Origin of the sequence: Microcoleus sp. K5-D4, from assembly GCF_036704575.1 — a bacterium.
In the GTDB taxonomy this organism is placed as follows: domain Bacteria; phylum Cyanobacteriota; class Cyanobacteriia; order Cyanobacteriales; family Microcoleaceae; genus Microcoleus.
On the sequence record NZ_JAUBSD010000003.1, the window covers coordinates 88924 to 114021 of the forward strand.

A 25098-nucleotide genomic window follows, 5' to 3' on the forward strand; every position below is an offset into this window, starting at 1 on the left:
TGCCCACAGGCCCAAAAGCTTTAATCAGTGCATACTGTTTGATATCCTGCCTCAACCAGTCTTAATTTCCCGTGCTGAAGCCATGCGCTCGACCGTAAAGTCCTCCGCTCCCACAAACGAAACGGGCCCATCTCCCAACTGGGAAGAATTGACCCAAAAAGCACCAGAACCTACCCAGTTGGACAACATTAAAGCCCAACTGGATTTAGTGCTGCTAGCCCTAGAAGCACTGGCAGAAATTGGCTCCGAGGCGATGCTCAAGGTAGCAGCCGAACTGAATTTAGAGCCAATGGTAGCCGATCGGGTAGCTTTGTGGCGGCTGCGCCAATCTAACCCGCTGCGGAAAGGTCAGGGAGGGCGCAAAAAACTCGATGTGGAGGAAGCTCGATCGCTCGTTTTGATAAGCTGTCATTTGGCAAAACAGCACCAAGCTTTAATCCGCCGGGCTGTTGCTTTGCTCGAACAAATGGCAGAGCAAAACCGCGAACCTCACACCATCGCTTTGCTGGGAGATTATATTGACAGGTTCAGCAACACTTATGGCTCGCGCATGGAAGATGCAGAAAATTTATCGGCCCGAGAGTTGACTGATTTGGCCCTCAAACTCCTGATCGATTTGCTGTTTTACAGCAGTCCCGGTGGCCACCGCCGCCTCTGGCTGGCTCTTCTAGACCGTGCTAAAAATTAACCAACACTCAGTAGTCAGTAGTCAGTAGTCAACAGACTTTCGGCTCTAAGAATTAAACCACAGTCAACAGTCTACACTCACCAGTCAACAGTCCACAGTCCACAGTCAACAGACTTTCTGCTATGGTTCTCAAACGGTACACGCCCCCCACTTGCACGCTGGAAATTACAGCCAAAAGTTCGCCTCTATCTCGCTGGGCGGGCCAACCGGTGTTTAAATCTTTAAGTTTCGAGCTGCGACTCGACGACCCCAGGCTGCCAGATACCCAACACGTTACTCTCAGGGGCGATCGAATTCAACTCGAAACCCTCCACGAAGCTGTCAGCAACTACGTCCAAAACTTGCTCGGCGAAGCCCGCGATTGGGAAAACAACCTCACATCTCAAACAGGCCGTATCCCTGCGGGATCAGACTCGCCAGAAGTCGCGCGTAACGCCGTCATATTCGATCGATCCGTCAACACTTCCGAACTAGCAACCTCAAACCCCTACTCTCTCCCAACCTCCTACCTTCCGGTTCCCCCCCGCTTAGAACCCCGCGGCTTGCTTGCCCACAACTTGTTTTTAGGCTCTTTGAGCGCCGTAGAATCCGGGCCAGTAGTTCCCTTGAGCACCCTGCAACTGTTTGACTTGGCCACAGCACTAGATGACTGCGCCGCCGAAGTGATGGCGCTTCCCAACCTCAACCGCGAACCCCGACGGCCGCTGTCGTCGCCCTGGCTCAAGGTGGCAGCAATGATGGTCGCCAGCGCGGGCCTGACGACAGGAATTATCAAACTGCTCGATCGATCCGCCACCTCCCCCCAAACCGCCACAGCCCCCGATCCAGGAAACCCCCAGTTAGCTGCCGGCGTCTCCCCCAGTCCTGTTGCCGCCCTACCGACACCCCCAGCACCAACACCCGCCGCCACACCCACTTTACCGCCCCTGCCGCCCCCGCCCATCAACACCGCCGCCTCCCCCAGCCCCAGCTTGCCCCCCATAGCCCTCGCCCCAACTCCCCCCACAAACAAACCCAGCCCCATCCAGCAGCCAGCCCTGCTATTTCCCCCCAACGGCAGCGCAGCCAGCGCCCCACAGAGCGCCCCAGCTTTCCCTCAAGGGCAAACAATCACTATTCCCGCCCCCGAAGAACCGCCCATTTCCGCCCCCCAAGCACCCGCACCAGTACCCTACGTGCTGCCCCCCCTACCGCCGAGACTAGCTCCCGCCGTACCGCCCCCCCTGCCGCCCTCCCTGTCGGCTTCCCGATTTCCCGTTCCCCCGCCACAGCCCTTCCCCAGCCCCATCGAGCCGATTGTCCCCCCCGCCAGTACCGAACTCCCACCGCTTGAGGACGCTCAACCAACCACCGAGTCCGAGGACAACAACCAGGCTGCGGCAAGCCAAAAAAACCGCACTTTATTTGATACAATTCCTCAAGTTTCAGAAGCTAGAACTTACTTTGAGGAACGCTGGAAGCCTCCAGAAGGAATGGAACAAACTTTGGAATACAGCGTGCTGATCGATGAAAATGGGTCAGTTCAAAGTATTGTGCCGATGGGAAAAGCAGCAGCAGATTATATCGAGCAAGCTAATATGCCATTAGTCGGCGAGCCGTTTGTTTCTGCCGTTTCTAATGGCAAAAACCCGAAAATTAGAGTTGTTTTGCGACCAAGCGGTCGAGTACAAACCTTTTTGGAAGAGAGTGATTAAACGCTCTCCAATACATTGTTCAGATTGGAAATCCCGGTTAATTGCTAATGTTAAATGAGTTCAAAAAAATCACTTTTTAACTGCAGCAGCAGCCAGCATATTGACAGTTGCTCCCGTTTCTGCTACCCATATCTCTTGATCCGTGCGGGCAGAGTCACCAGTAAAAAAAGTGGCTGACACTCGTCAACAGGTTCGGATTGTGCACTCTAAAAACTTCCTTCTTCTTTCTTCCTGACATCCCTTACATCTTGTACAGTGCTCGTTGCCGAACTTCCTTCTTCCTGACATCCGTTACATCCGTTGCAGAATCCGTTGCCGAACTTCCTTCTTCCTGACATCCGTTACATCTTGTACAGTGCTCATTGCCGAACTTCCTTCTTCCTTCTATCCTTTACATCCGTTGCAGAATCCGTTGCCGAACTTCCTTCTTCCTGACATCCGTTGCGGAATCCGTTGCCGAACTTCCTTCTATATCATCAATGCCCTTTTGTTCTATCCCAAACTTCTCCAATCCAATAAAAAACTGCAATCCCGCAAAAACTATATAAAAAATCTTCAATACTAGCAGTACGATTTGGTAAAATGGCTTGCAGCATTTCTTCTGCCGCAGTGAACATAGTAAAAATTGCGGGCCCGAAAGGAATTGAATAATTAAACAAATTGATATTTTTTTTGCCAGTTGCTCTATGGCACAAAAAAGATGCTATTCCGTACAAAATAAAGTGACCGAGTTTGTCATAAGGCGGATGAGCGAGAGGAAAGTTGACTAATTTCCCCGTACCTGCTAAAAGCATGATACTGACAAGAATTAAAACGTACACAAAGCAAGCAATTACCCAGAATCTTTTTGAGAAGTTCATCTTGTTTTTTGCCAATACCGACTAGACACCAACCAAGTTGGCGCCACGCGAAACTAATATCAAATCTGGTTAATTACGCATTGTTTTTGTAGCCGTCTGCCTACCCGTAGCAGCCGCTAGAATTTAATTTGTTTTCACTGTCAAAACTTGCGGCGGCGACGCATCTGGCGGATAAATAAAATCTACTTCTACCAGTCGTTTTTCTCCCGATTTCATCTCTAATTTTACTAAAGGTTCCCCCTGCTGTCCCCGCCGCTGGACTAAATGCACGTAGCGAGTTTGAGGCACTTTACTGTCATCAGTATAGCGCACTCGAACCGTCCCCCTAAAAAAAGTTTGAGGTGCCGGAGGTTCTAAAAAATTAAGTCCACCTGAAGTTAATTTGTCTGTCTTAATTGGAGTTTGAATTGCGACAGTTACAGTTTGATTTTTGCTGGTAAAATTGTACAGCGGCAAGCTGAGACTGTATTGAATTCCGTAATTGCCGTGGGCGCGGTATGCTGTATCTGGGTAGCGGACTAGCATCCTCGCACTTTGCACTTGATTTGTGCCCAGCATTCCGCGCGGGAGGCTGCTTAATGGATAGGAAAATGCTGTTCCGGGTTGGGGAATTGCTAGGTTTGAGGTGGCGGGGTTGTCTGAGAGAAGTGCTCGCCATTGTGAACCTAATGCTACACCGGCAACTCGGCCGTAAATTAGTTGACCTTCGGTGATTTCTGGCGGTGTGGGAGGTCGATCGCGCGGCCCGGCTATATTACCATTGTCTAATAAGTTTTGCCATTCTGCTAAGTTGGGCGATCGCTCGTTTCCCTGTGCGTTTTCCTCTGGGTCAAGTCGGGCAAACATCGCCAGACTGGCAACATAGACTATACCATCGCTCCGCAACCGCATCAAGGTCGATCGACCGTTTAGCGGCGGTACTAATCCCCGAACGGGTATCGGATGATTCATCAACAGTTCGCTTTTTCCCGGTGGAATAATTAACCCAGGCCCAAACTCTGACTGTCTCCTTCCTCTGAGAATATCATTCACAGCGCGGCTTCCCGGCCCCGCGTAAATATTGCTGTTTGAATTATCGACTTGCGGCGGCAATTCAATAAAAGGTGCATCGGGTTGGCTGAGATAACTCGCAGCTTGCAATATATCTAATTTTACTGGTTTATTGCCCGGGTTGTAAACAATTACTCCTTGATATAAGGTTCGCAAATCTTCCGGCGAAGGTGCGCGGGCTATGTGGTGGGCAAATATGTCGAAACGTCCTTGAAACGGAAAGTTTAAATGTGCCGCCGGAAATCTTTTACCATCCGGGGGAAATGTCGAAAGCAAAATTCCTTCTTGCAGCACTACTTCTGGACTATTGCTGTTAAATACTGGTATGTTGTCTAACTGTCCGGGGAGAGGTCGTACTTCTTGGATTTGGACTATTTCTTGAGGTGCGGGAGGGGTTTGGGCTAAGGGGATGATTGGTAGAGGTGGCAGCATTTTTTGATATTTTGCATTTGGGAGTTGAGATTTTTTTTAACCGCAGAGGGCGCAGAGGACGCAGAGGAAGAGAGGGAAGAGAAGAGAAAGTAAATCTTCGTGTCATGGCGGGTTTGGTACGGAGATTTTGCTCGCTTGTCCCTAGCAGATATGGTGATTTTTACCTTTCCCACTGTTGTAGTATGTAATTGTAAAAAGTGGCGGTGTCTACTTGATCCATTGCTTGAATTTTTCGCCCTCCACTTTTAACTTTTGTGCGTCCTTGGCTGATGCCTTCGGTAATAATTTCTGTTTCCCATTCTCGCAGTTGGTAAAATTCGGGATGCGCTAAATAAGCGGTTGCCAAAATGTCCCAAAAATAGTAATCTTGAGATATTGCTAGGGCATAACACTGTCCTGCTAAATCGGAAATTGGATATTTGCGCTGTTTTGCTAAGAGATTGGAAAATTCTACAGTCAGCGGTACATTATTAGTGATGTCTAAAGGACACATGACAACGGGAATTTGAGTTTGCCAAATTCTCTCGATTGCTATCGGGTCCCAGTAAGCATTCCATTCCGCCGACATATCTTGCCCGGGTTCCATATCTTTGCTAACATTGCCGATAACATTGAGGGCGCCTCCCATCCAGACAATTTCTTGAATTTTGCTTTCAATTTCTGGCGCGATATCTAAAGCTTGCGCTACTGTTGTTAACGGCCCCGTTACCATTAATGTGACTGGTGCGGCTGCATCTTGCAAAACTCGCACCATAAAGTTTTGTCCGGGTTCTGATATTAACGGCGTGTCAATGGTTCCTTTTTCATTTAGAATGGGAAGTCGATCGACTGCAAAGGAATCTCGCCGAAATAACACCGGAAATGGGTTGAGTCCCCGCACCGTACTCGCCGCCACTGGCACTTCTGAACGCCCCATCAAATCGAGGATTTTGCGCGTTGCACTCACAGCAGGTTGAATGTAGCAGTCCGCAGGAGTTACAATTACTCCCAGAGTTTCGACTTCCTCCATTGTCATCAGCAACACGACAGAGAGATAGTCGTCAACTGCACCGTCGTGATCCATTAGTACGAGTTTTTTGGACATTTTGCTTCCCCGGTGACTGAATTACTGTAAACTACAAATATTAATTTTTTTGTGCGAGAAACACAACTGCCTCAACTATATGAATACAGTATCACCTTACGGCTCTTGGAAATCACCTATTTCTTCCGATTTAATTGTTTCTGGAACTGTCGGACTCGGACAAATTGCTATTGACGGCGATGATATTTATTGGGTTGAGGGAAGACCTTCGGAAGCAGGAAGAAGCGTCCTCGTGCGGCGCACTCCTGACGGTACAATTAGCGACGTGACACCGCATCCTTTTAATGTTCGCACTCGCGTTAACGAATACGGCGGCGCTTCGTTTGCAGTTGCTGGCGGTGTTGTCTATTTTTCTCATTTTGCCGACCAACGTATTTATACTCAAACATTAAATTCTCAACCAGAACCTCTGACACCTACTGCTAATTCTCGCTATGCAGATGCGATAGTTGACAAGCAAAGAAATCGCCTGATTTGCGTGCGCGAAGACCATGCAGGTGAGGGCGAACCTGTCAATACTATTGTTAGCATTAATTTAGATAACGGCGAAGATATTCAAATCTTAACTCAGGGCAATGATTTTTATGCTTCCCCTCGTTTAAGTCCTGACGGTTCTCTACTTTCCTGGATTTGTTGGAACCATCCAAATATGCCGTGGGATGGCACAGAATTGTGGGTAGCAGAAATTAATGCTGATGGTTCTTTAGGTGAAAAATACTTAGTTGCTGGCGGGGTTGAGGAGTCGATTTTTCAACCGGAATGGTCGCCCGATGGAGTTTTGTATTTTGTTTCTGACAAGTCTAACTGGTGGAATTTCTATCGCTGGCAATCTAGAACCCCCCTCAATCCCTCCTTGGTAAAGGGGGAAGCAGAGATAGAAACCAGCTTGTGCGAAATGGCGGCTGAATTCGGACTTCCTCAGTGGGTTTTTGGAATGTCTACGTATGCCGTTGTGTCGGAAAGCCAAATTATTTGCACCTACACTCAGCATGGCCAGTGGTATTTAGCGAGTCTTGATTTAACGACAAAGCAGTTGACAACAATTGAGACACCTTACACGGATATTTCGTCTGTCAAAGGGCGGGGAGAAACTGTTGTTTTTCTGGCAGGTTCACCGACTGAATCTACAGCTATTGTACAACTAAATCTAGCAACAAATAAACTAGAAATATTGCGCCAATCGAGCAATTTAAGCATCAATCCGGGTTATCTTTCTGTACCGGAACCAATTGAGTTCCCCACGGAAAACAATTTGACTGCTTTCGGTTTCTTCTATCCTCCGAAAAATCAAGATTTCGCAGCACCTGCGGGTGAAAAGCCGCCGCTTGTTGTCAAAAGTCACGGCGGCCCCACTGCTGCTACTTCTAGCAGCATGAATTTGAAAATTCAATATTGGACGAGTCGCGGTTTTGCCGTGCTCGATGTTAATTACGGCGGCAGCACTGGTTACGGCCGAGAATACAGAAAAAGACTGCAAAATAGTTGGGGAATTGTCGATGTTGACGACTGCGCTAACGGTGCTAAATATTTAGCTCAAAAGGGTTTAGTTGAGGGCGAAAGAATGGCGATCGCCGGAGGCAGCGCAGGGGGGTACACTACTCTGTGCGCTCTTACTTTCCGGGATGTGTTTAAAGCTGGTGCGAGCTATTATGGAGTTAGCGATTTGGAAGCTTTGGCCACGGATACTCACAAGTTTGAAGCGCGCTATCTGGATGGATTGATCGGGCCTTATCCTGAAAGAAAAGATTTGTATGTGGCTCGTTCGCCTATTCATTCCGCCGAACGTTTATCTTGTCCCGTTATCTTTTTTCAAGGATTAGAAGATAAAGTGGTTCCGCCCAATCAAGCGGAAATGATGGTAGAAATATTGAAAGCTAAAGGTTTGCCGGTTGCTTATGTTGCTTATGAAGGGGAACACCACGGTTTTCGCCGCGCTGAAAATATCAAAAGAACTCTTGACGGCGAATTCTATTTCTATTCCCGGGTGTTTAAGTTTGAGTTGGCTGAACCTGTGGAGGAAGTGGTGATTTTCAATCTTTAGAAAACATCAAGTTTGCAGTTGCTCGGTCTTCCCTAAAACGCACCTGCAAGCTTTATCATAATTTGCCAATTTTAAATGTGATTTAATTCACAAATTTTGCTGTTTATTGTCACACGTTTAAAGGCAATACAGCTATAAATTTTTATAGTGCGATCGCCTTTTGTTACCGCAAAAACGCCCGATCGCGCGATCGTCGAGTAGAGAGTCAATTACTATGCAAACCCCTGTCCACCTGATTCCATCTGCTTTGGGCGAGCTGTTTGCCGAAGTGAATCAAAATGGCTACATTACTATAGCCGATAGGTATGGTTTGATGGCTGCTATTTTTGACGAAAATTTGACTGAGGAAGACAAACGCTCCATCGATCGGCTGCTGCGCTCTGTGTGCCGGGGAAGGATAAAATTAGTTAACGAATTGTCTGCGGTCAGATAAGTTCCGATAATTTTCCTTGACTAGAATTTTGAGAATCTCCACAATCAAAAAAAAGTCCTAATTGTCTCATAATTAGGACTTCGAGCGAGAAAACCATTTTTAATTTTTGATCGATATAGAACTTACGCAAAAAAGGTTGGGCGCGCGAATTATAGTCGTAGGGTGCGCCTAGCGCACTTACATAATTAGATTCTGACCCAACGAGCGAACAAGTTTAACGTGCAGGTATAGTAGTCGCCAACTGTAACTTGCTCAAATTTTCTTCAGGCTGAACATCCATGTGATAGCTGAGTGGCGAAGGAATCCCGAGTACGCAGCAGGGAAAATTATTGCCTAGTTCCCTAACCAACCGATGGTTGGCAGAACCACAGCCCAAGAACAGTAAGTTGGCTGATTCTAATTCAACCACATTTCTCAGTTCTGTAGCAACCCGCCCGATGCGTAAATGAGCTTTGAATAAACCGCGCCACTCCTCAGCCAAACAGCGCGCTTGCCACAGCAACTTATCTGCTACCTCGTACTCATTATTTTGACCGTAAATTGCTTGGAAATAATGCGGATCTACCCAATTTTTTTGCTGGGATACCAATGGGATTTCGGTTGGTAAAGCGAGCGCAGGCGCTGCACAACTAAGGGCGAATGTTTCCTCTAAATCAGACACTTTCTGCTGTGCAGCCAAGGCATTTGCTACAGCAACTTTGCAAGTATCTTCGTGGTAATTTTTTGGCGATTCGTCGATCACGTATACGACTTGAACCGTGACTTCTTTAGTTGTTACGAAACGAGTTTGATGCGCCATCCAAAGGGTAATATCCAGAGCTATTTGACTTTGGGGAGAACTGTTGTAACCGACAATAAAATTGATAGTTTTTGCCTGTTTTGGGGATTTTGATTTCTTAGAAACTGGTAAGGTTGGCTCCGGCAGCAACACCATTTCTTCTGCTAAATTTTGGTATCCCAATGCACTTTCAAAACGCGCTAACATTGTTTTGAGATTCACAGGCTTAACCTCTCTTAAGTAAATTGTTATGTCGATCCGTCGGGTGTTATTCGTCTTGAGTAAAGTAGCGATCGAGAAAATTCAAAGCATAGTTGCGGATTTCGTAATACTCCTTCGATTCCCGCAATTCTTGGCGATCGCGCGGACGCGCAAACGGCACTGACAAAATTTCACCTATCGTCGCAGCCGGGCCGTTTGTCATCAGCACAATGCGATCGGACATATAGATAGCTTCATCAACATCGTGAGTAATCATCATTGCAGCTTGTCTGTGATTTTCCCAAATATCCAGCACCTGTTTCTGCAACTTGCCGCGAGTTAGAGCATCCAGCGCTCCAAACGGTTCGTCCATTAATAACATTTTTGGTCGAATCGCCAGAGCTCGCGCAATTCCTACTCGCTGTTTCATGCCCCCTGAAATCTCGTCTGGATATTTATCGGCTGCCGATGTTAAGTTTACCATTGCTAGATGTTCGTTGACAAGACTAATCTTCTCTGGGCGACTGAGACTTCGCAAAACTTCATCAACTGCCAGCCGAATATTTTCCCGCACCGTCAGCCAAGGCAGCAATCCGTAGTGCTGAAATACCATCATGCGATCGGCACCAGGTTTGCGAATTTCTTTTCCTTCCAGTGTCACCATTCCCGCGCTCTGTTTTTCCAAACCTGCCACTATTTTTAGCAGCGTTGATTTGCCGCAACCCGAGTGACCGATTACCGAAATATATTCGTTTTCTCCAATACTTAAATTGATATTTTCCAAGACGCTAAATTCGCTACCGTCAGCACTTTTATACGCCTTGAACAAGTTGTTAATTTCCAGAAATTCATGGTTCTTCTGGACTTGGCTGCTGGCTTCGAGAGAAGTAGAAAAGTATTGAGTCACGGTATTCTCCTAAAAAGTAGTAAAGTGTTAATTTGATTTCCTTACGGTTGCGTAATTTCTAAAATATTTTAGTCTATTTCAACCGACTTTAGCTATTAGCCAGGGACTTTGATCTCTGGGGGGACGGTCGGAAAAGCGCAAGATGTCAAACATTAAGACTGAAAAAAAGACTGAGGGCGGTTTGCTCGAATTTCAAAACTCTTCAAATAACCCACCGGATCGCTAGGATCGAATGCCTTTTTATCAATAAAAAGTTCCGCAGGTTCCACTTGGTAATCCTCCTGGGGACAATCGATCCCCATTTCGGCAACAATCTTGCGGTAAAGGTCGGTTCTCCAAGCTTTTTTAGCTAATTCCTCAGCATTTTTTGGCACCTCCTTAATCTGTCCCCAGCGAGCGGCTTGAGTCATCAACCAAATACTCTGAGACTGCCACATAAATGTTGAATGATTCCCGGGTATTTGAGGCAAATTCTTAGGAATGTCATAGAAAATAGTTGCATCTTCCGACTGTATGGTGCGGTCTTTTTCGTCAAACCCTCCATAGTTGTAGTCGCCAACTATTGCCGGTCGCGTAAATTTGTCGATCGCCCCTTTTTTCGGTCTCGCCCCCGTAAACGATCGCTCAGTCAGCAGCTCCGATATTTCACTGCGATTTTCCGGCTTGCTGCAATACTGACAAGCTTCCACCATTGCCTTAACCAGCGAGTAATAAGTCTTCGGATTTTCGTTAATGAATGATTCCATTACTCCCAAAAGGCGATCGGGGTGTCCCAGCCAAACTTCCTTGCCTTGCACGAAGGTAAAACCCACTCCCAAATTGCCTTGAATTGCCCGCGTATTCCAAGGTTCGGCCACCATGTAAGCCTGCATGGCGCCAATCCTGATGTTTGTTACCATCTGCGGCGGCGGCACAATAATTACCCGAAATTCTTTGAACGGATCGACACCGGCAGCCGCCGATATGTAGCGGACAAAGTATTCGTAAATAGCAGAACTCAGAACCACTGCCCAAACCCTGTTTTCCGACGGCTGACTGTCAAAAAAGGCTCGAAATTGTTTGCCAAATTCTTCCAAATTGCCGTTGTATTCGTGCCACGGGCGCAAACCGGAATCCCACATAGCTTTGTTCATCGTCATGGCGTTGCCGTGGCGGTGAATTGTCATTGCCGCGCACAGGGGTGCGTGGCGCGCTCCTTCGGCGCCAACTCGGGCGTTTGTGACGGCGCCGGATACGACTGGGGAGGCGTCGAGGCGGCCGAAGATTACGCCGTCGCGGGAGGTTGCCCAGCTTGCTTCGCGGTTGAGTTGGACGTTTAAACCGTATTTGCGGAAAAAGCCTTTTTTCCAGGCGATCGCAAATGGTGCACAATCGTTAACCGGCACGTATCCTACGGTTAAATTTGGTTTTTCTAAGGTTCGGGAATCGACAACCGGCTTTACGGCTGAGGCTTCTTCTGTGAGTCCTTTTGCCGATCGATCCGCGCTAATTCCACAACCAGATAAAGCCATTCCCGCCGCCGCCGCTCCCATTCCTTGCAAAAACTCTCGGCGGTTCCATTCATTGGAAAACTTGTCACTCATATTTAATTTGACTAATGACTGTTAAATGTTGACTGTTGACTGTTGACTGTTAACTGTTGACTGTTGACTGTTGACAACGGACAACTGCTTTCCTAACAACTGCCAACTGACTAATGACTAATGATTAATGATCGGTCGATGCGTTACCAATTCCTGAACTTTGTCAACTGCAGCGTCGAGCAACAATCCAGTTATGCCAATTACCAACACCGCTAAAAATACCGAACTCAGATTTAAACGGCTCCACTCATCCCACACAAAAAAGCCAATTCCCACACCGCCTGTCAGCATTTCCACCGCCACAATCACCAGCCAAGCAATCCCCAAACTAATCCGCAAACCTGTAAAAATGTATGGCAAACTCGCCGGCCAAATTATTTTGGTAATCCGCCTCCAGCGGGGCATTTCCAAAACTTGCGCCACATCCAGATAATCCTGGGAAACGCTAGAAACTCCCAAAGCAGTGTTGATAATTGTCGGCCACAAAGACGTGATGAATATGACAAAAATTGCCGACGGCTCTGCTAAATTAAAAATCGATAAAGCTATCGGCAGCCACGCTAGCGGCGACACCGGTTTAAATATTTGAATCAGCGGATTGAGCGCCATCATGGCCGGTTTCGACATCCCGATCGTAAATCCCACGGGAATCGCCACTGCTGCACCCAGGAAAAATCCCACCAACACCCGTCGCAAACTCGCTAGCAGCAGCCAGCCAATGCCTAAATCTCCAGGCCCGCGCTGATAAAATGGATGCAATATGTAATCTAAATTAGCTATAAACGCCTGATAGGGAGTGGGAATCAAATCGCTTTTGAAGCTGGCAACAATCCACCACAAGCCAAGAATTCCCAAAAAACCCGCAGCAGGTAACAAAACAGCATCTCGGATGACAACGGGTTTTACACGCTTCCACGCTGCAACTCCTGCAAGTGCGATCGCAGATAAATTAAGCTGTATGAACATTTCAATCTCCTTCAGAGTCAGGGCAGGTACAAGAATCTTGAACAATACCAACCTGAGACACTGACGAAGCCAAACAATCTTTTTCAGAACATTTGGCTTTTCAGTCTCTTCTCAATGCCTGCGAAGTTAGCTGACGGGCTAGGACTGAGAGATGTCCTTCTCTTTAGATTTCAAAATCAAAAATTACACTTAAATTTGGCAATTTAGCAATTTTTAACTTTGCTTTATAATTCTGTAGAGATTCGCCCCTAAAATTGGTTCCTCCGCTCCAGCTACAGGCTTGGTTTGATCGCTTGGTTCGATCGCGCAGTGCTGAATTAGGCTTGACGTTTTAAGCCAATTTAAATTAAGCTAGCACGACCATTTGATTTTGTCAATATGTCTTTAGGAGTAGCTATTAGCGATCGGCGAAGTTCAAAAGTTGACCAACAATTATTCAAAAAGTTAATTATTAAACTAACCTAGAGAGATAAAATGCGATTGTTCACTTGATTTATATCTAAGAGCCCTGATAGATTTTAGCCAAGCTCTACAAGATAAAATTGACAGAATTACCGAAAACTGGATCGAAGCTGTTCGCGCCGACGAGAAAATCGAAACCGCCAAGCAAATCCCCTACACTTCCGTGCGCGACAGCCTTCCCATTGTACTGCAAGCGATGGTAACTATGCTGTCCCAATCAGAAGACAGTGACATTGGGAAAGTCATAGAAGAAAGTTTAGACCACGGGACTGTCAGGGCAAAACAAGGTTACGATGCCCAAGAAATTGCGCGGGAATACCGCTTGCTGCGGAGGGTAATTTTCGATGCTTTAGAGCCAGAATTGGTAAAAGGCTCGGGCGCTGAAGTGAGCCGAGCTTATCGCTTAATTGACAGTGCTATCGACGAAGCAATTGCTGATTGTTTCCAAACCTATACCCAGGCAAGATTCCAAGAACTACAGGAGTTGCAAAACCACTTGCAACTTACAAATCAAGAGCTGACTCGCTTAGTTCGCGCCAGTCAAGAGAATCTATCTCACTTAGCTCACGAATTGAAAACTCCCCTCACCTCTATTATTGGTTACTCAGAATTGTTTTTGCGCCAAAGAAACAGTTATCCAATTAGAGATTCTGTTCCCAATTTGGCACATATTGATAAAGTCCTCAGCAACGGCAGACGCTTACTTAGATTAATTAACGATACTCTCGAAATCTCGCGCTACGACGCGGGACGCATAAAATTGCAGCTAAGTGCTACAAATGTGCGATCGGCGATCGGCACTGTTGTCGAAATAATCGAGCCTTTGGCTAAAGAAAAAAATTTAGAGATCGTCGTTGAGTGTACTCCGCTTCTCGATCAAGTTATGACAGATTACTTGCGCTTGCAGCAAATTATCACCAACTTGACGAGCAACGCCATTCGCTACACCGAAGCTGGTACTATTACCATAAAAACCGAATTATTGTCAGACGAACAGTGGAGTCTCTGCATCAGCGATACAGGAATTGGCATTGCTTCAGAAGACTGCGATCGGATTTTTCAACCCTATTTTCGAGCCAACAGCTCCCTGGGTTCTAGCATTCCTGACACTACCGGCTTAGGGCTAGCAATTGTCGTTCGATTAGTGAACCTCTTGCAAGGTAAAATCGAATTAGTTTCTGAAGTAGGAGTTGGCTCCTCTTTCACTGTAATTTTTCCCTTAGAATTGGATGGAGTTTAGATTACTGTTAACTATTGACTGTTGACTGTTGACTGTTGACTGTTGACTGCCAACTAATGACTAATGACTAATGACTTATTCAAATCAGAAACCGAAGAGTTACATAAATAGCCGCAGTTATTAATTGCACCGCCATCACAGGCAGCCCGTAACGCAGAAAAGTTTGAAAAGAAATCCGGCGCCCGTGCAGTCAAAACCAGCGGCCGACAACAAAACAGCATCTCGGATGACAACGGGTTTTACCCGCTTCCACGTTGCAACTCCTGCAAGTGCGATCGCAGATAAATTAAGCTGTATCAACATTTCAATCTCCTTCAGAGTCAGGGCAGGTACAAAAATCTTGAACAATACGAACCTGAGACACTGACGAAGGCAAACAATCTTTTTCAGAAATTTGGCTTTTCAGTCTCTTCTCCATGCCTGCGAAGTTAGCTGACGGGCTAGGACTGAGAGATGTCCTTCTCCTGAGATTTCAAAATCCAAAATTACACTCAAATTTAGCAATTTTTAACTTTGCTTTTTAATTCTGTAGAAATTAGCCCCAAAAATTGGTTCCTCCGCTCCAGCCACAGGCTTGGTCTGAGCGCGCATTGCAGGATTAGGCTTGACGTTTTAAGCCAATTTAACTTAAGCTCGCACGAGCGTATTATATTGTCAATAGATCTTTAGGAGTAGCTATTAGCGATCGGCGAAGCCCAAAAGTTGACAAACTATTCAAAAAGTTAATTATTAAACTAGCTTAGAGAGATAAAATGCGATCGCCCACTTATTTCTCTACTTGAGCCATGAGAGACTTTAGCCTCGCGCTGCAAGATCGAATCGACATAATTATACAAAACTGGATCGAAGCTGTACGCTCCGACGACCAACTCGAAACCGCTAAAGAACTCACCTACAATGGCGTGCGCGACAGCATTCCAATGGTACTGCAAGCTATCGTAACTATGCTTTCCCAATCCCAAGAGAGCGACATTCGCACACTCGTAGAAAAAAGTTTAGAACACGGAACTCTCAGGGCAAAACAAGGCTACGACGCCGAGGAAATTGCGCGGGAATACCGCTTGCTGCGCTGGGTAACTTTCGAGGCTTTAGAGCCAGAATTGTTAAAAGCCTCTGCAGCAGAAGTCAGCAGAGCTTACCGGTTAATTGACACGGCGCTCGACGAAGTAATTGCTAAATGTTTCCAAACCTTTACCCAAGAAAGATTCCAAGAACTCAAGGATTTGCAAAACCAATTGCAACTTACAAATCAAGAACTGACTCGCTTAGTTCGCGCCAATCAAGAGAACTTATCTCACTTAGCTCACGAATTAAAAACTCCCCTCACCTCTATTATCGGCTACTCAGATTTGTTTTTGCGCCAGCAACAAAACTATTCCGAAATTAAAGGTTCTGTTCCCAATATAGGGCATATTGATAGAGTCCTCAACAGTGGCAGACTGTTGCTGAGATTGATCAACGATACTCTGGAAATTTCGCGGTACGAAGCCGGACAAATAAAGTTACAGCTAGCTCCAATTAGACTGCCAGGTGTACTCGCCACGGTTGTTGAAATAATCGAGCCTTTAGCCAAAGCCAAAGGTTTAGAGATAGCTGTGGAGTGCCATCTCTCAGACGATCAAGTGGTGACAGATTGCTTGCGCTTGCAGCAAATTATCACAAACTTAACCAGCAACGCCATTCGCTACACCACAGCCGGTACTGTTACAATAAAAAGCGAACTTTTGCCAGATAAATATTGGACAGTAACGGTCTCAGATACAGGAATTGGTATTGCTCCTGAAGACTGCGAGCGGATTTTTCAACCCTACTTTCGAGCCGACAACTCCCTGAGTTCTGGCATTCCTGACAGTACCGGCTTAGGGCTAGCAATTGTCGCTCGATTAGTCAAGCTCTTGCAAGGTAAAATCGAATTAGTTTCTCAAGTAGGAGTTGGCTCCTCCTTCACTGTAATTTTTCCCTTAGAATTGGATGGAGTTTAGATTACTGTTAACTGTTGACTGTTGACTGTTAACTAATGACTAATGACCAATAACTAATGCCCAATGCCCAATGCCCAATGCCCACTGCCCACTGCCCAATGACTAATGACTAATGACTTCTTCAAATCAGAAACCGAAGAGTTACATAAATAGCCGCAGTTATTAATTGCACCGCCATCACAGGCAGCCCGTAACGCAGAAAAGTTTGAAAAGAAATCCGGCGCCCGTGCAGTTCAGAAATTCCCGCTGCGACTATATTAGAAGAAGCTCCTACCAAAGTGCCGTTTCCGCCTAAAGTTGCTCCGTACATCATCGCATAAAACAGCGGCAGCACAGCAGGTGGAAACTGCCCTGCAAAATCCGGAGCCAGCACCTCTGCAGGTGCGAGTCCGGTATTGACAACATACTGTTTTAGCAGCGGCACCATCGCCACTACCAACGGAATATTTGGCACCACGCTCGACATCAAACCCACAAAAAATAACAAAACTAAAGAACCCAGAAAAATATTCTTACCTAAAATTACTGCTAATATTCCAGATATACTGGCGATAACTCCGGTTTTTTCTAAACCGCCAATTAGCACAAAGATAGACATAAAAAATAGCAGCGTGCTCCAATCTAAATCCCGCAAAATATTATTAACAGAATCAATTTGGGAATGGTGAGCTAAAAGCATTGCCAAAGCAGCCCCCAACAAAGCAACGGCTGCCGGTGAAATAGGCACGGGCAGTGACTCTCCTATTACAAAAAATGTCAGCACGAAAGCTATAATTACACCGCCCACTGCTAAGACTCGCGGGTGATTAATTGTTGGGCGCGGCAAATGTTCCAAATCGTCTAAGTTCTTGTGCCAAATTTCGCGGAACAGCCAAGGCAACATAACTACTATCACTGCTAATGCAATTGCCCCGCCCAAACTTAACTTTACCAGGTAATCTGTAAAGCTCATGTTAATAGCATCGCCGACAATGAATGTCGCCGGATCGCCCACGATTGTCAGCAGTCCCGAGCTGTTAGCTACAAATACCATTAAAATCAGTAACGGCACAAAATCTACACCGACTTCTTCTGCCATTGGCGGAATTAATGGTGCTAGCAGCATGACTGTCGTGGCATTGGGCAAAACCGAACAAATTGGCGTAGTAATTGCGACAATACCCAGCAAGAGATTTTTGCCTTTGCCTTTAGCCAAAAGCACAATTTGAGTTGCCAAGTATTCAAATACTTTGGTAGGCTCAAAGGCTCTCACCATTACCATGACTCCGAAAAATAAGCCCAGCGTGGCGTGACTCCGACCGATATATTCGATCGCGTTGTTTAACGTCATCACGTGGGTAAAAACCAGAATCAGCGCTCCCAGAAATGCCGCAACTGTGAGGTGTATCCATTCTGTAATTATTAAGAAAATTACACATATAAATGTTGTTGCAGCAATCACAGCTTGCACGTTTTCCATTTAGTCCCCTGAAAATAATAGAACTTAAAATTTAAAAAGTCTCGGTTCGAGTGAATATACTACTTCCTGGCTCTTCTGTCAATAAATTTAAGTGCTGATTTTGGCAGCAACAAGCTGGGAGCGGCTCATCAAGAACTCTCCGGCACAGGGAAAAAATCACCTCAAAACTACTTCTTTCGGCAGGGTCGCGATCGCCCGAAGTTTGGTATGGCGATCGGGCGATCGCTCAACTACAATGAAGCATGGGCAATCTCTGCCAAACTCAACCCCCACGCAGACATTATGGACTACAGCCAAGTGCTCGCCGAAAAAACCGATATTATCGTCCAGAACTGGATTGAAGCAGTGCGTCAGGATCGGAAAATTGAAAGCGCTGACGCCTTACCGCACTCAGCAATCGAAAATCACATACCTCACCTGCTGGAGGCGATGGCTACAGTGCTTTCCCAATATCAAAACAGCGAAATAAAACTAATAATTGAAGCCAGTTTAGATCACGGATTTCTCAGAGCCGAACAAGGCTACGATGCTGCCGAAGTAGCCCGGGAATACCACTTATTGCGTCAAGTAATATTCTCGCAGTTAGAATCAGAATTGCTAGCAGGAACCACCGCCGACGTATTCAGAGCTTTTAGGCTGATAGATGCCGTAGTAGACGAAGCAATTGCCCAGTGTTTCAACAGCTACGTCGCTCAGAGGCTGCAGGAACTTCAACAAATCCAAACTCAGTTACAACTCACCAATCAAGAACTCTCTCGCCTGGTCAGCGTCCATCAAGAAAACGTCTACCATTTGGCTCACGAACTTAAAACTCCTCTCAACTCAATTATTGGTTATTCCGAGCTATTTCTGCGAAAAGAAAAATGGCAATCTCAAGTCCAAGATACTCTCCCCGGCATCGAACACATCGAGCGAGTATTGCGTAACGGCAGACATTTGCTTCGCATGATTAATGACACACTAGAACTTTCTCGCGCCGAGGCGGGAAAAATTAAACTTAACCTGCGGCCCACTAATGTACAATCTGTAATTAACACCGTAGTAGAAATGATGCAGCCAATTGCTGATGCTAAAGGATTAAAGCTCACTGTTACCAGCGACTGCGCCCCAAGACAAGTAATCGCTGACGCACAGCGGCTGCAACAAATTCTGACCAACCTGGTGAGCAATGCCATTCGCTATACAGAATCTGGTAGCATCGAATTAAGTTGCTACCCTGCTGGAGACGGAAAGTGGGCGATCGCAATTACAGATACCGGCATTGGCATCGCCCCCGAAGATACAAAGCGCATCTTTGACCCCTTCTTTCAAGCAGGAGAAGCCGGCAAACAGCTCTTTCCCACCGAAAGCACTGGCCTGGGATTAGCAATAGTATCGCGGCTCGTCACGCTGCTGCAAGGCAAAATCGAGTTAGTATCACAAATAGGAGTCGGCTCAACTTTTACCGTGATTCTGCCGCAAGAAGTTAAAATACTCCAAGAAGTAAGCTAAACATTAAGTTCAAATTTTTACATCCGAAAATCCTATGCCCGCAGCCAACCTGAGCCCTTCCACCACAGCCTTTCCCCTCACCGCCGTAGTCGGGCAAGAAGCAATCAAATTAGCCCTGCTGTTAGCAGCAGTAGATCCCGGATTGGGAGGAGTTGCGATCGCAGGCCGCCGCGGCACAGCAAAATCAGTAATGGCCCGCGCATTGCACTTTTTACTGCCACCGATTGAAATTGTTAAAGATTCTTTTTGCAACGCCGAACCTAATGATATTCTTGCCGAACAAGCATCAGGCTTGTTACCAGAAAATGGCGGCAAAGATACCCACACCACCGATACTAATTCCTTAACTACTGAAATAATTCCCACACCATTCATTCAAATTCCTTTGGGTGTCACTGAAGACAGACTTTTAGGTTCAGTCGATGTCGAACAATCAGTAAAATTCGGCCAAACCGTATTTCAACCCGGGCTCTTAGCCCAAGCAAATCGAGGCGTACTTTATGTTGACGAAATCAACCTCCTCGATGACAACATTTCCAACCAATTGCTAACAGTATTAACCGAAGGGCGCAACCAAATAGAACGCGAAGGCATTAGCTTCCAACACCCCTGCAAACCTCTATTTATCGCCACCTACAACCCCGAAGAAGGGCCGCTGAGAGAACATTTGCTCGATCGCATCGCGATCGTACTTTCAGCCGACGCAGCACTCGAAATAGAAGAAAGAGTCTATGCAGTAGAACAAGCTTTATCCTACTCCAGCTCTCCCCAAGAATTTTTAAATCAATACAGCGAAGACACCGACAACCTCAAAACCCAAATCATCCTAGCCAGAGAATGGCTCAAAGATGTCAGCATTAAACGCGAACAAATTGCCTACCTAGTAGAAGAAGCCATCCGGGGTGGCGTTCAAGGACACCGCGCCGAAATATTCGCAGTCCGCGTCGCCAAAGCCGCCGCCGCCATCGAAGGACGCACAGAAGTTAACGCCGAAGATTTGCGCCGCGCCGTAGAATTAGTCATCGTACCCCGCGCCACCATCATCCAAACTCCCCCAGACGAAAACTCTCCTCCTCCTCCCCCCCCACCGCCTCCCCAAAAGCAGTCAGAACAAGAACAAGACGAACCAGAAAACGAGCAAGAAGACGAAGAAGACCAAGAGGATGAAGACAACCCGGAACCTGAAGAAGAACCAGAAAAAGATACCATTCCCGAAGAATTTCTCTTCGACCCCGAAGGCGTAATTCTCGACCCCAGCGTGCTTTTCTTCGCCCAAGCCGCCAGCCGCCAAGGCAAATCGGGCAGCCGCAGCACCATTTTCTCGGAAGATAGAGGCCGTTACGTCAAGCCGGTATTGCCCAAAGGCCCCGTCCGCCGCATCGCCGTTGACGCCACCCTCAGAGCCGCCGCACCCTACCAAAAAGCCCGCCGCGACAGGAATTCAGACCAGGAATCCACCGCCGGCTCAATCACAAATCGAGAGAAGCGTGTATTTGTGGAGCAGGGAGACATTCGGGCGAAGCGCTTGGCCAGAAAAGCTGGAGCTTTAGTCGTATTTGTCGTCGATGCTTCGGGTTCGATGGCCCTCAACCGGATGCAGTCGGCCAAAGGTGCAGTCATGCAGCTACTCACAGAAGCTTATCAAAGCCGCGACCAAGTTGCTCTCATTCCCTTTCGCGGAGAACAAGCAGAAGTGCTGCTACCGCCGACTCGCTCGATAGCCTTGGCCCGCAAGCGTTTGGAACGGTTGCCCTGCGGAGGCGGTTCCCCCCTGGCCCACGGTTTGACTCAAGCAGTGCGGGTGGGAGTCAACGCGCGGCAGTCTGGAGATATCGGTCAAGTTGCGATTGTCGCCATTACTGACGGACGCGGCAATATTCCTTTGGCTCGTTCTTTGGGCGAACCGATTGTAGATGGAGAAAAGCCTGATATTAAGCAGGAATTGTTAGAAATTGCTGCCAAAATTCGCGGGTTGGGAATGCAGTTGCTGGTGATTGATACCGAGAGCAAGTTTATTTCGACTGGCTTTGCGAAGGAATTGGCCAAGACTTCTGGGGGGAAATACTATCACTTGCCCAAAGCTACCGAACAGTCGATCGCAGCTATGACTAAAAATGCTCTGCGCGACGCGATCGGCTAAAATCCTGATACCCGCATTTATCTGCGTTTATCCGCGTTTATCTGCGGTTAAAAATCCAAAAATTAGACTTTTGGCAAAAAGTCTAATTTTTAACTCTCACTCTCCGGCGAGTCAGCGCCAGCGAACCCGCAACTAAACCCAACCCTACCACCGTCGAAGGCTCAGGAATTCTTACGGGCAGAGGTACGCGGTTTGCCGTCCCCCGGTTCGGGGTTGAAGAAGTTGTACCTTGGGGGAGTTGACCGGTATTATCAGCCAGCAGCAAATGTTCTGAACCCTGCCCTGAAGAAGCAGTAGCAACGGCTCCGACATTAGCTGCAACAGCAGCTTGACCACCGGAAATAACGGCAGCGGCAGCCAATAATATTCCGGCTGTAGGTGGCAATAATTTGCGATCAAAAAAGGTGGGCATTGGACATTACCTCTTTAGCAGTTTGTAGATATAACTCGATCTATTCATTAATTTTATGGGTATCCTCTGTCTGAGCTACCTTAGAAATTAACGGAACCGATTTTAGATTTTAGATTTTAGATTTTAGATTTTAGATTTTAGATTATTGAAGTTTCAGGTCCCTAGTTTGAAATAAGTTGCAAATCAAAAACCTAAAGTCAACTGTGGCCCCTGCCTCTAGCATAGACTCCTTAATCCCCAATCGTAAATCCCCAATCCAAAATTGATTTACATTCGCTATCTGCGATTTGATTGACTTTAAGCTCGCCCCTGGCTGCAGATAGCGCCCGCCCTTTAAACTCAATTATAGCTTTGCCACGACGCGCAACAGTGCGAGACAGCGACACGGCACAGACCTGTACGCAGTCGATTATAAACAATCGATCCCTGCTTTGGAGTGATTTCACCCCCATTCTTTATCAAATCTTTAAACTCTTTCAGATTTTGCAAACAAAGTGTAAAGCTGTCAAAATGATAGATAGCAATTCTCAGCCAAAATTAGGTAAATCCTCGTGAGTAACACTAGCAATTTCCGCGAAGCCGTGCGCGAGGCCAAAAACCACGCGCTGGTAGGCCCGAACGTCATCTCCAACGCTCTCCCCTTCGTGGGCGGCGGACTTGTCTTAACTGCTGTCGGCACCTACGGCGGCCTCGGAGTGATTCGTAACTATCCCGGGATCTTCTTTCCTACATTCATCGCCGCGATCGTCGTAGAATTGATTCTGTTCTTCATCGCCCGCGGTGCCGCCGAACAAGGCAACAAAAACACCGCTTTGCCCCTGCTGGCAACCTACAGCCTGCTTTCCGGCTACACCCTCAGCGGATTGGTATTTACAGCCCTCAGAACCCAAGGCGTCGGCATCTCCGGCATCGCTTTTGCAGCCCTCGGATGCGGCATTACCTTTATCGCCGCCCGCCAAATTGGCTCCAACCTTTCTGAAGAAGACGGCATGGCCCTCACCAAAACTATCAGTTTAGGTGTGATTGCTTTGTTAGTCGTCGTTGGCGGTCAGTTTCTGCTCTCTCTCTTTGGCGTCTACACCCCAACCTGGTTGGAAATTGGCATTTCTGGCATCGGCGTGTTTATATTTGCCGGCGCTGCGATCGTCGATTTTTACATATTACCCCGCAGCTACCGCGACGACCAGTATTTGCCCGCCGCTCTGTCGATGTACTTGACCTACATCAACTTGTTCATTTTCATTCTGCGCCTGCTGATTGCTATCAACAGCCGCGATTAATTGAAACTTTAGCTTAAAAAAAACCGCGGCTCGATCGACATCCGGCCGCGGTTTTTTTTATTAAGATTTGGAATCAAGATAGTAGTCCTCGCCTCCTCTGTCCCTCATACAAAAAACTTATATCATGTTCACAGCGGACAGACATAAGGTATAATTTTAATTTTTAATCACTCAATCAAAACTATTGCTATCTAATTGTGTCGATCGCGATTTCAATATTAATCACAAATTAATTGGGGAAAACTCATGTACTTAAAATATGAAGATATCAGGAGAGTCAGCGTAGAAATTACCTCCAGGTGCAATGCAGCTTGCCCGCAGTGTCCCCGCACGGGCAACCCGATTTTGCCGGGGGCGGAATTAAAGATGGAGGATATTGAGAGAATTTTCCCACAAGAGTTTTGCTCTCAGTTGGATTTGGTGTATATGTGCGGCAACTACGGCGATGCTATGACTAGCAATACAACAATTCCGGCGATCGAATATTTGCACCGCATGGGAGTTCCTCATATCAGCCTGTACACCAACGGTAGCGGACGCAATCCAGACTGGTGGCAAGCCCTGGCAAAGGCGATGACAGGAGAATACGATCGCGTAATTTTTAGTATCGACGGCTTAGCCGATACTAATAGCATCTACCGCCAAAATACCAACTGGGATAGGATAATGCAGTCGGTTAATGCCTTTATCCAAGCTGGCGGAAAAGCTGTCTGGCATTACTTGATATTTGAACACAACCAGCACCAAGTAGAAGCAGCGCGGGATTTAGCCCAACAACTAGGATTTGTCGAGTTTGTACCGAAAGCTACCTCTCGTTTCGTGGCGAAAGAGATTTATGACAAAGAGTCGGCAAATCAACAGCCTCAAAAAGCAGAAAACTCTCAGGTAGAGGCTAAGAGTGATCGCCCCAACCAACCAGCAACAAATAATGCGTCAGCCCCTCAAAATCAAACACAGACGGCTGTTGGGTTGCACCAACAAGCTGAGCACTGTTTGAAACAAGGACAGCTCTCAGAGGCGATCGCAGCCAGCCAACAAGCCCTAAAAATTCAACCTAATTTTGCAGCAGCATGGAAAACTTTAGGCAATGCTGTTCAAGGTTTGGGGAAGATGCAAGCAGCAGCAGATTGTTACGCCAAGGCCCTCAAAATTCAGCCTAATTTTCCAGAAGTTTATGCTAATGTCGGCAGTCTTTATGCTCAACAGCAACAGTGGCAGCCAGCTAGTGCTTATTACCAAAAGGCGATCGAGCTTAAACCGAATTTTGCCGGAGCTTATCGCAATTTAGCTAAAGTTTTGACGCAGTTGGGGCAACCAGAAAAAGCAAATTATGCTTGGTATCAAGCTATAGCTATCGAAACCTCTCAAGCACCAGCTCAAACTCCGCCTATCCCATCAAAACCAGCCAGCGAAGAACTCCAACCCCCATCATTGGAACAATATAAAAATCCCCAGGGAGACCAATTCATCCAAGCTGTAGAAAAATTTGGTAGCCTAAATAATTACTACCGAAATGTAGAAATTAGCTGCCAAACTCAAGCCAGCAAAGAGATTTTCATCAGTTTTGAAGCGGAACTCTGGCCTTGCTGTTGGGTAAGCCATACTAAATACGCTGTTTACAACCACACTTACAGACCGCAAATGCTGGCTTTAATTGAAAAGTACGGAAATGGCTTTAATTCTCTCAGAACTCAATCGGTGAAAGATGCGATCGCCAGAGATTGGTTTCGCGAAGACCTCACAAAAAGTTTTTCCTGTTCTAAAAGGTTGGACGTATGCGCTCACGAATGCGGTAAAACTTTCAATTCAACAGGTTCGCAGTATATATAAGAAGGAAGGCACGACACGGATTTGGACACGGATACACGGATTAGTTGCTGAAATGTCGAAATTTCAGCTAAACTTAAAAATACAC

At 46.7% G+C, this 25098-nt stretch carries 21 protein-coding genes and 2 riboswitches; of the genes, 10 read left to right on the forward strand and 11 right to left on the reverse strand.

Annotated elements, in window-relative coordinates; genetic code table 11:
- Window positions 1-82: 82 nt before the first annotated feature.
- Window positions 83-688: a DUF3038 domain-containing protein gene (locus tag QUA77_RS02005; RefSeq protein WP_172192148.1), complete on the forward strand. Its 606-nt coding sequence runs from the start codon at window positions 83-85 to the stop codon at window positions 686-688.
- Window positions 689-810: 122 nt separating this feature from the next.
- Window positions 811-2382 carry a DUF4335 domain-containing protein gene (locus QUA77_RS02010; RefSeq protein ID WP_333449091.1) on the forward strand — a complete coding sequence of 524 codons (1572 nt, stop codon included), beginning with the start codon at window positions 811-813 and terminating at the stop codon, window positions 2380-2382.
- Between the two features lie 206 nt (window positions 2383-2588).
- Here QUA77_RS02010 and QUA77_RS02015 read toward each other — a convergent pair whose 3' ends face one another.
- The 4 genes from QUA77_RS02015 to QUA77_RS02030 form a co-directional block, all read right to left on the reverse strand.
- Window positions 2589-2720 carry a hypothetical protein gene (locus QUA77_RS02015; protein WP_333449092.1) on the reverse strand — a complete coding sequence of 44 codons (132 nt, stop codon included), beginning with the start codon at window positions 2718-2720 and terminating at the stop codon, window positions 2589-2591.
- Window positions 2721-2858: 138 nt separating this feature from the next.
- Window positions 2859-3242, reverse strand: coding sequence for a VanZ family protein (locus tag QUA77_RS02020; protein ID WP_333449093.1), 384 nt, complete (start codon window positions 3240-3242; stop codon window positions 2859-2861).
- 123 nt (window positions 3243-3365) lie between these two features.
- A complete protein-coding gene (locus QUA77_RS02025; RefSeq protein WP_333449094.1) occupies window positions 3366-4724 on the reverse strand; it encodes a DUF3370 domain-containing protein in 1359 nt (452 codons plus the stop codon).
- 160 nt (window positions 4725-4884) lie between these two features.
- Window positions 4885-5808: a nucleoside hydrolase gene (locus QUA77_RS02030; protein WP_333449095.1), complete on the reverse strand. Its 924-nt coding sequence runs from the start codon at window positions 5806-5808 to the stop codon at window positions 4885-4887.
- A gap of 79 nt (window positions 5809-5887) precedes the next feature.
- Between QUA77_RS02030 and QUA77_RS02035 the strand changes: the two genes are divergently transcribed.
- Together QUA77_RS02035 and QUA77_RS02040 are read left to right on the forward strand one after the other, a co-directional pair.
- Window positions 5888-7849 carry a S9 family peptidase gene (locus QUA77_RS02035; protein ID WP_333449096.1) on the forward strand — a complete coding sequence of 654 codons (1962 nt, stop codon included), beginning with the start codon at window positions 5888-5890 and terminating at the stop codon, window positions 7847-7849.
- Window positions 7850-8063: 214 nt separating this feature from the next.
- Entirely contained in the window at window positions 8064-8282 is a 219-nt protein-coding gene (locus tag QUA77_RS02040; RefSeq protein ID WP_333038265.1) for a hypothetical protein, read from the forward strand.
- 214 nt (window positions 8283-8496) lie between these two features.
- Here QUA77_RS02040 and QUA77_RS02045 read toward each other — a convergent pair whose 3' ends face one another.
- The 4 genes from QUA77_RS02045 to ntrB all read right to left on the reverse strand — a co-directional run bounded on the left by QUA77_RS02045 (window position 8497) and on the right by ntrB (window position 12717).
- Window positions 8497-9282 (reverse strand): universal stress protein, encoded by a 786-nt coding sequence (locus QUA77_RS02045; protein WP_333449097.1) that lies wholly within the window; start codon window positions 9280-9282, stop codon window positions 8497-8499.
- A 46-nt stretch (window positions 9283-9328) separates the two neighbouring features.
- The gene (locus QUA77_RS02050; protein WP_333038269.1) at window positions 9329-10168 is read right to left on the reverse strand and encodes a nitrate ABC transporter ATP-binding protein; all 840 of its coding nucleotides are present in this window, start codon (window positions 10166-10168) and stop codon (window positions 9329-9331) included.
- Between the two features lie 152 nt (window positions 10169-10320).
- Window positions 10321-11751, reverse strand: coding sequence for an ABC transporter substrate-binding protein (locus QUA77_RS02055; protein WP_333449098.1), 1431 nt, complete (start codon window positions 11749-11751; stop codon window positions 10321-10323).
- Window positions 11752-11868: 117 nt separating this feature from the next.
- Window positions 11869-12717 (reverse strand): nitrate ABC transporter permease, encoded by an 849-nt coding sequence (ntrB, locus tag QUA77_RS02060; RefSeq protein ID WP_333449099.1) that lies wholly within the window; start codon window positions 12715-12717, stop codon window positions 11869-11871.
- Window positions 12718-12817: 100 nt separating this feature from the next.
- Window positions 12818-13013, reverse strand: a riboswitch (cyclic di-AMP (ydaO/yuaA leader).
- A 215-nt stretch (window positions 13014-13228) separates the two neighbouring features.
- Between ntrB and QUA77_RS02065 the strand changes: the two genes are divergently transcribed.
- Window positions 13229-14419 carry a sensor histidine kinase gene (locus QUA77_RS02065; protein WP_333449115.1) on the forward strand — a complete coding sequence of 397 codons (1191 nt, stop codon included), beginning with the start codon at window positions 13229-13231 and terminating at the stop codon, window positions 14417-14419.
- A gap of 135 nt (window positions 14420-14554) precedes the next feature.
- Here QUA77_RS02065 and QUA77_RS02070 read toward each other — a convergent pair whose 3' ends face one another.
- On the reverse strand, window positions 14555-14722 hold the full coding sequence (locus QUA77_RS02070) for a hypothetical protein (RefSeq protein WP_333038280.1): 168 nt from the start codon (window positions 14720-14722) through the stop codon (window positions 14555-14557).
- A gap of 99 nt (window positions 14723-14821) precedes the next feature.
- Window positions 14822-15034, reverse strand: a riboswitch (cyclic di-AMP (ydaO/yuaA leader).
- A 170-nt stretch (window positions 15035-15204) separates the two neighbouring features.
- Between QUA77_RS02070 and QUA77_RS02075 the strand changes: the two genes are divergently transcribed.
- Window positions 15205-16401, forward strand: coding sequence for a sensor histidine kinase (locus tag QUA77_RS02075; protein WP_333038282.1), 1197 nt, complete (start codon window positions 15205-15207; stop codon window positions 16399-16401).
- A gap of 121 nt (window positions 16402-16522) precedes the next feature.
- On the opposite strand, the gene QUA77_RS02080 is transcribed toward QUA77_RS02075, so the two are convergent.
- The gene (locus QUA77_RS02080; protein ID WP_333038283.1) at window positions 16523-17860 is read right to left on the reverse strand and encodes an ArsB/NhaD family transporter; all 1338 of its coding nucleotides are present in this window, start codon (window positions 17858-17860) and stop codon (window positions 16523-16525) included.
- Between the two features lie 207 nt (window positions 17861-18067).
- On the opposite strand from QUA77_RS02080, the gene QUA77_RS02085 reads away from it, so the two are divergent.
- Entirely contained in the window at window positions 18068-19351 is a 1284-nt protein-coding gene (locus QUA77_RS02085; RefSeq protein WP_333038286.1) for a HAMP domain-containing sensor histidine kinase, read from the forward strand.
- A gap of 34 nt (window positions 19352-19385) precedes the next feature.
- On the forward strand, window positions 19386-21491 hold the full coding sequence (gene bchD / locus QUA77_RS02090; protein WP_333038287.1) for a magnesium chelatase ATPase subunit D: 2106 nt from the start codon (window positions 19386-19388) through the stop codon (window positions 21489-21491).
- Window positions 21492-21573: 82 nt separating this feature from the next.
- Here bchD and QUA77_RS02095 read toward each other — a convergent pair whose 3' ends face one another.
- Window positions 21574-21903, reverse strand: a complete 330-nt coding sequence (locus QUA77_RS02095) for a PEP-CTERM sorting domain-containing protein (RefSeq protein ID WP_333449100.1) — start codon at window positions 21901-21903, stop codon at window positions 21574-21576.
- Window positions 21904-22454: 551 nt separating this feature from the next.
- Between QUA77_RS02095 and QUA77_RS02100 the strand changes: the two genes are divergently transcribed.
- Together QUA77_RS02100 and QUA77_RS02105 are read left to right on the forward strand one after the other, a co-directional pair.
- Entirely contained in the window at window positions 22455-23183 is a 729-nt protein-coding gene (locus QUA77_RS02100) for a Bax inhibitor-1 family protein (RefSeq protein ID WP_333038293.1), read from the forward strand.
- 246 nt (window positions 23184-23429) lie between these two features.
- Window positions 23430-25013, forward strand: coding sequence for a tetratricopeptide repeat protein (locus QUA77_RS02105; protein ID WP_333449101.1), 1584 nt, complete (start codon window positions 23430-23432; stop codon window positions 25011-25013).
- Window positions 25014-25098: the final 85 nt, after the last annotated feature.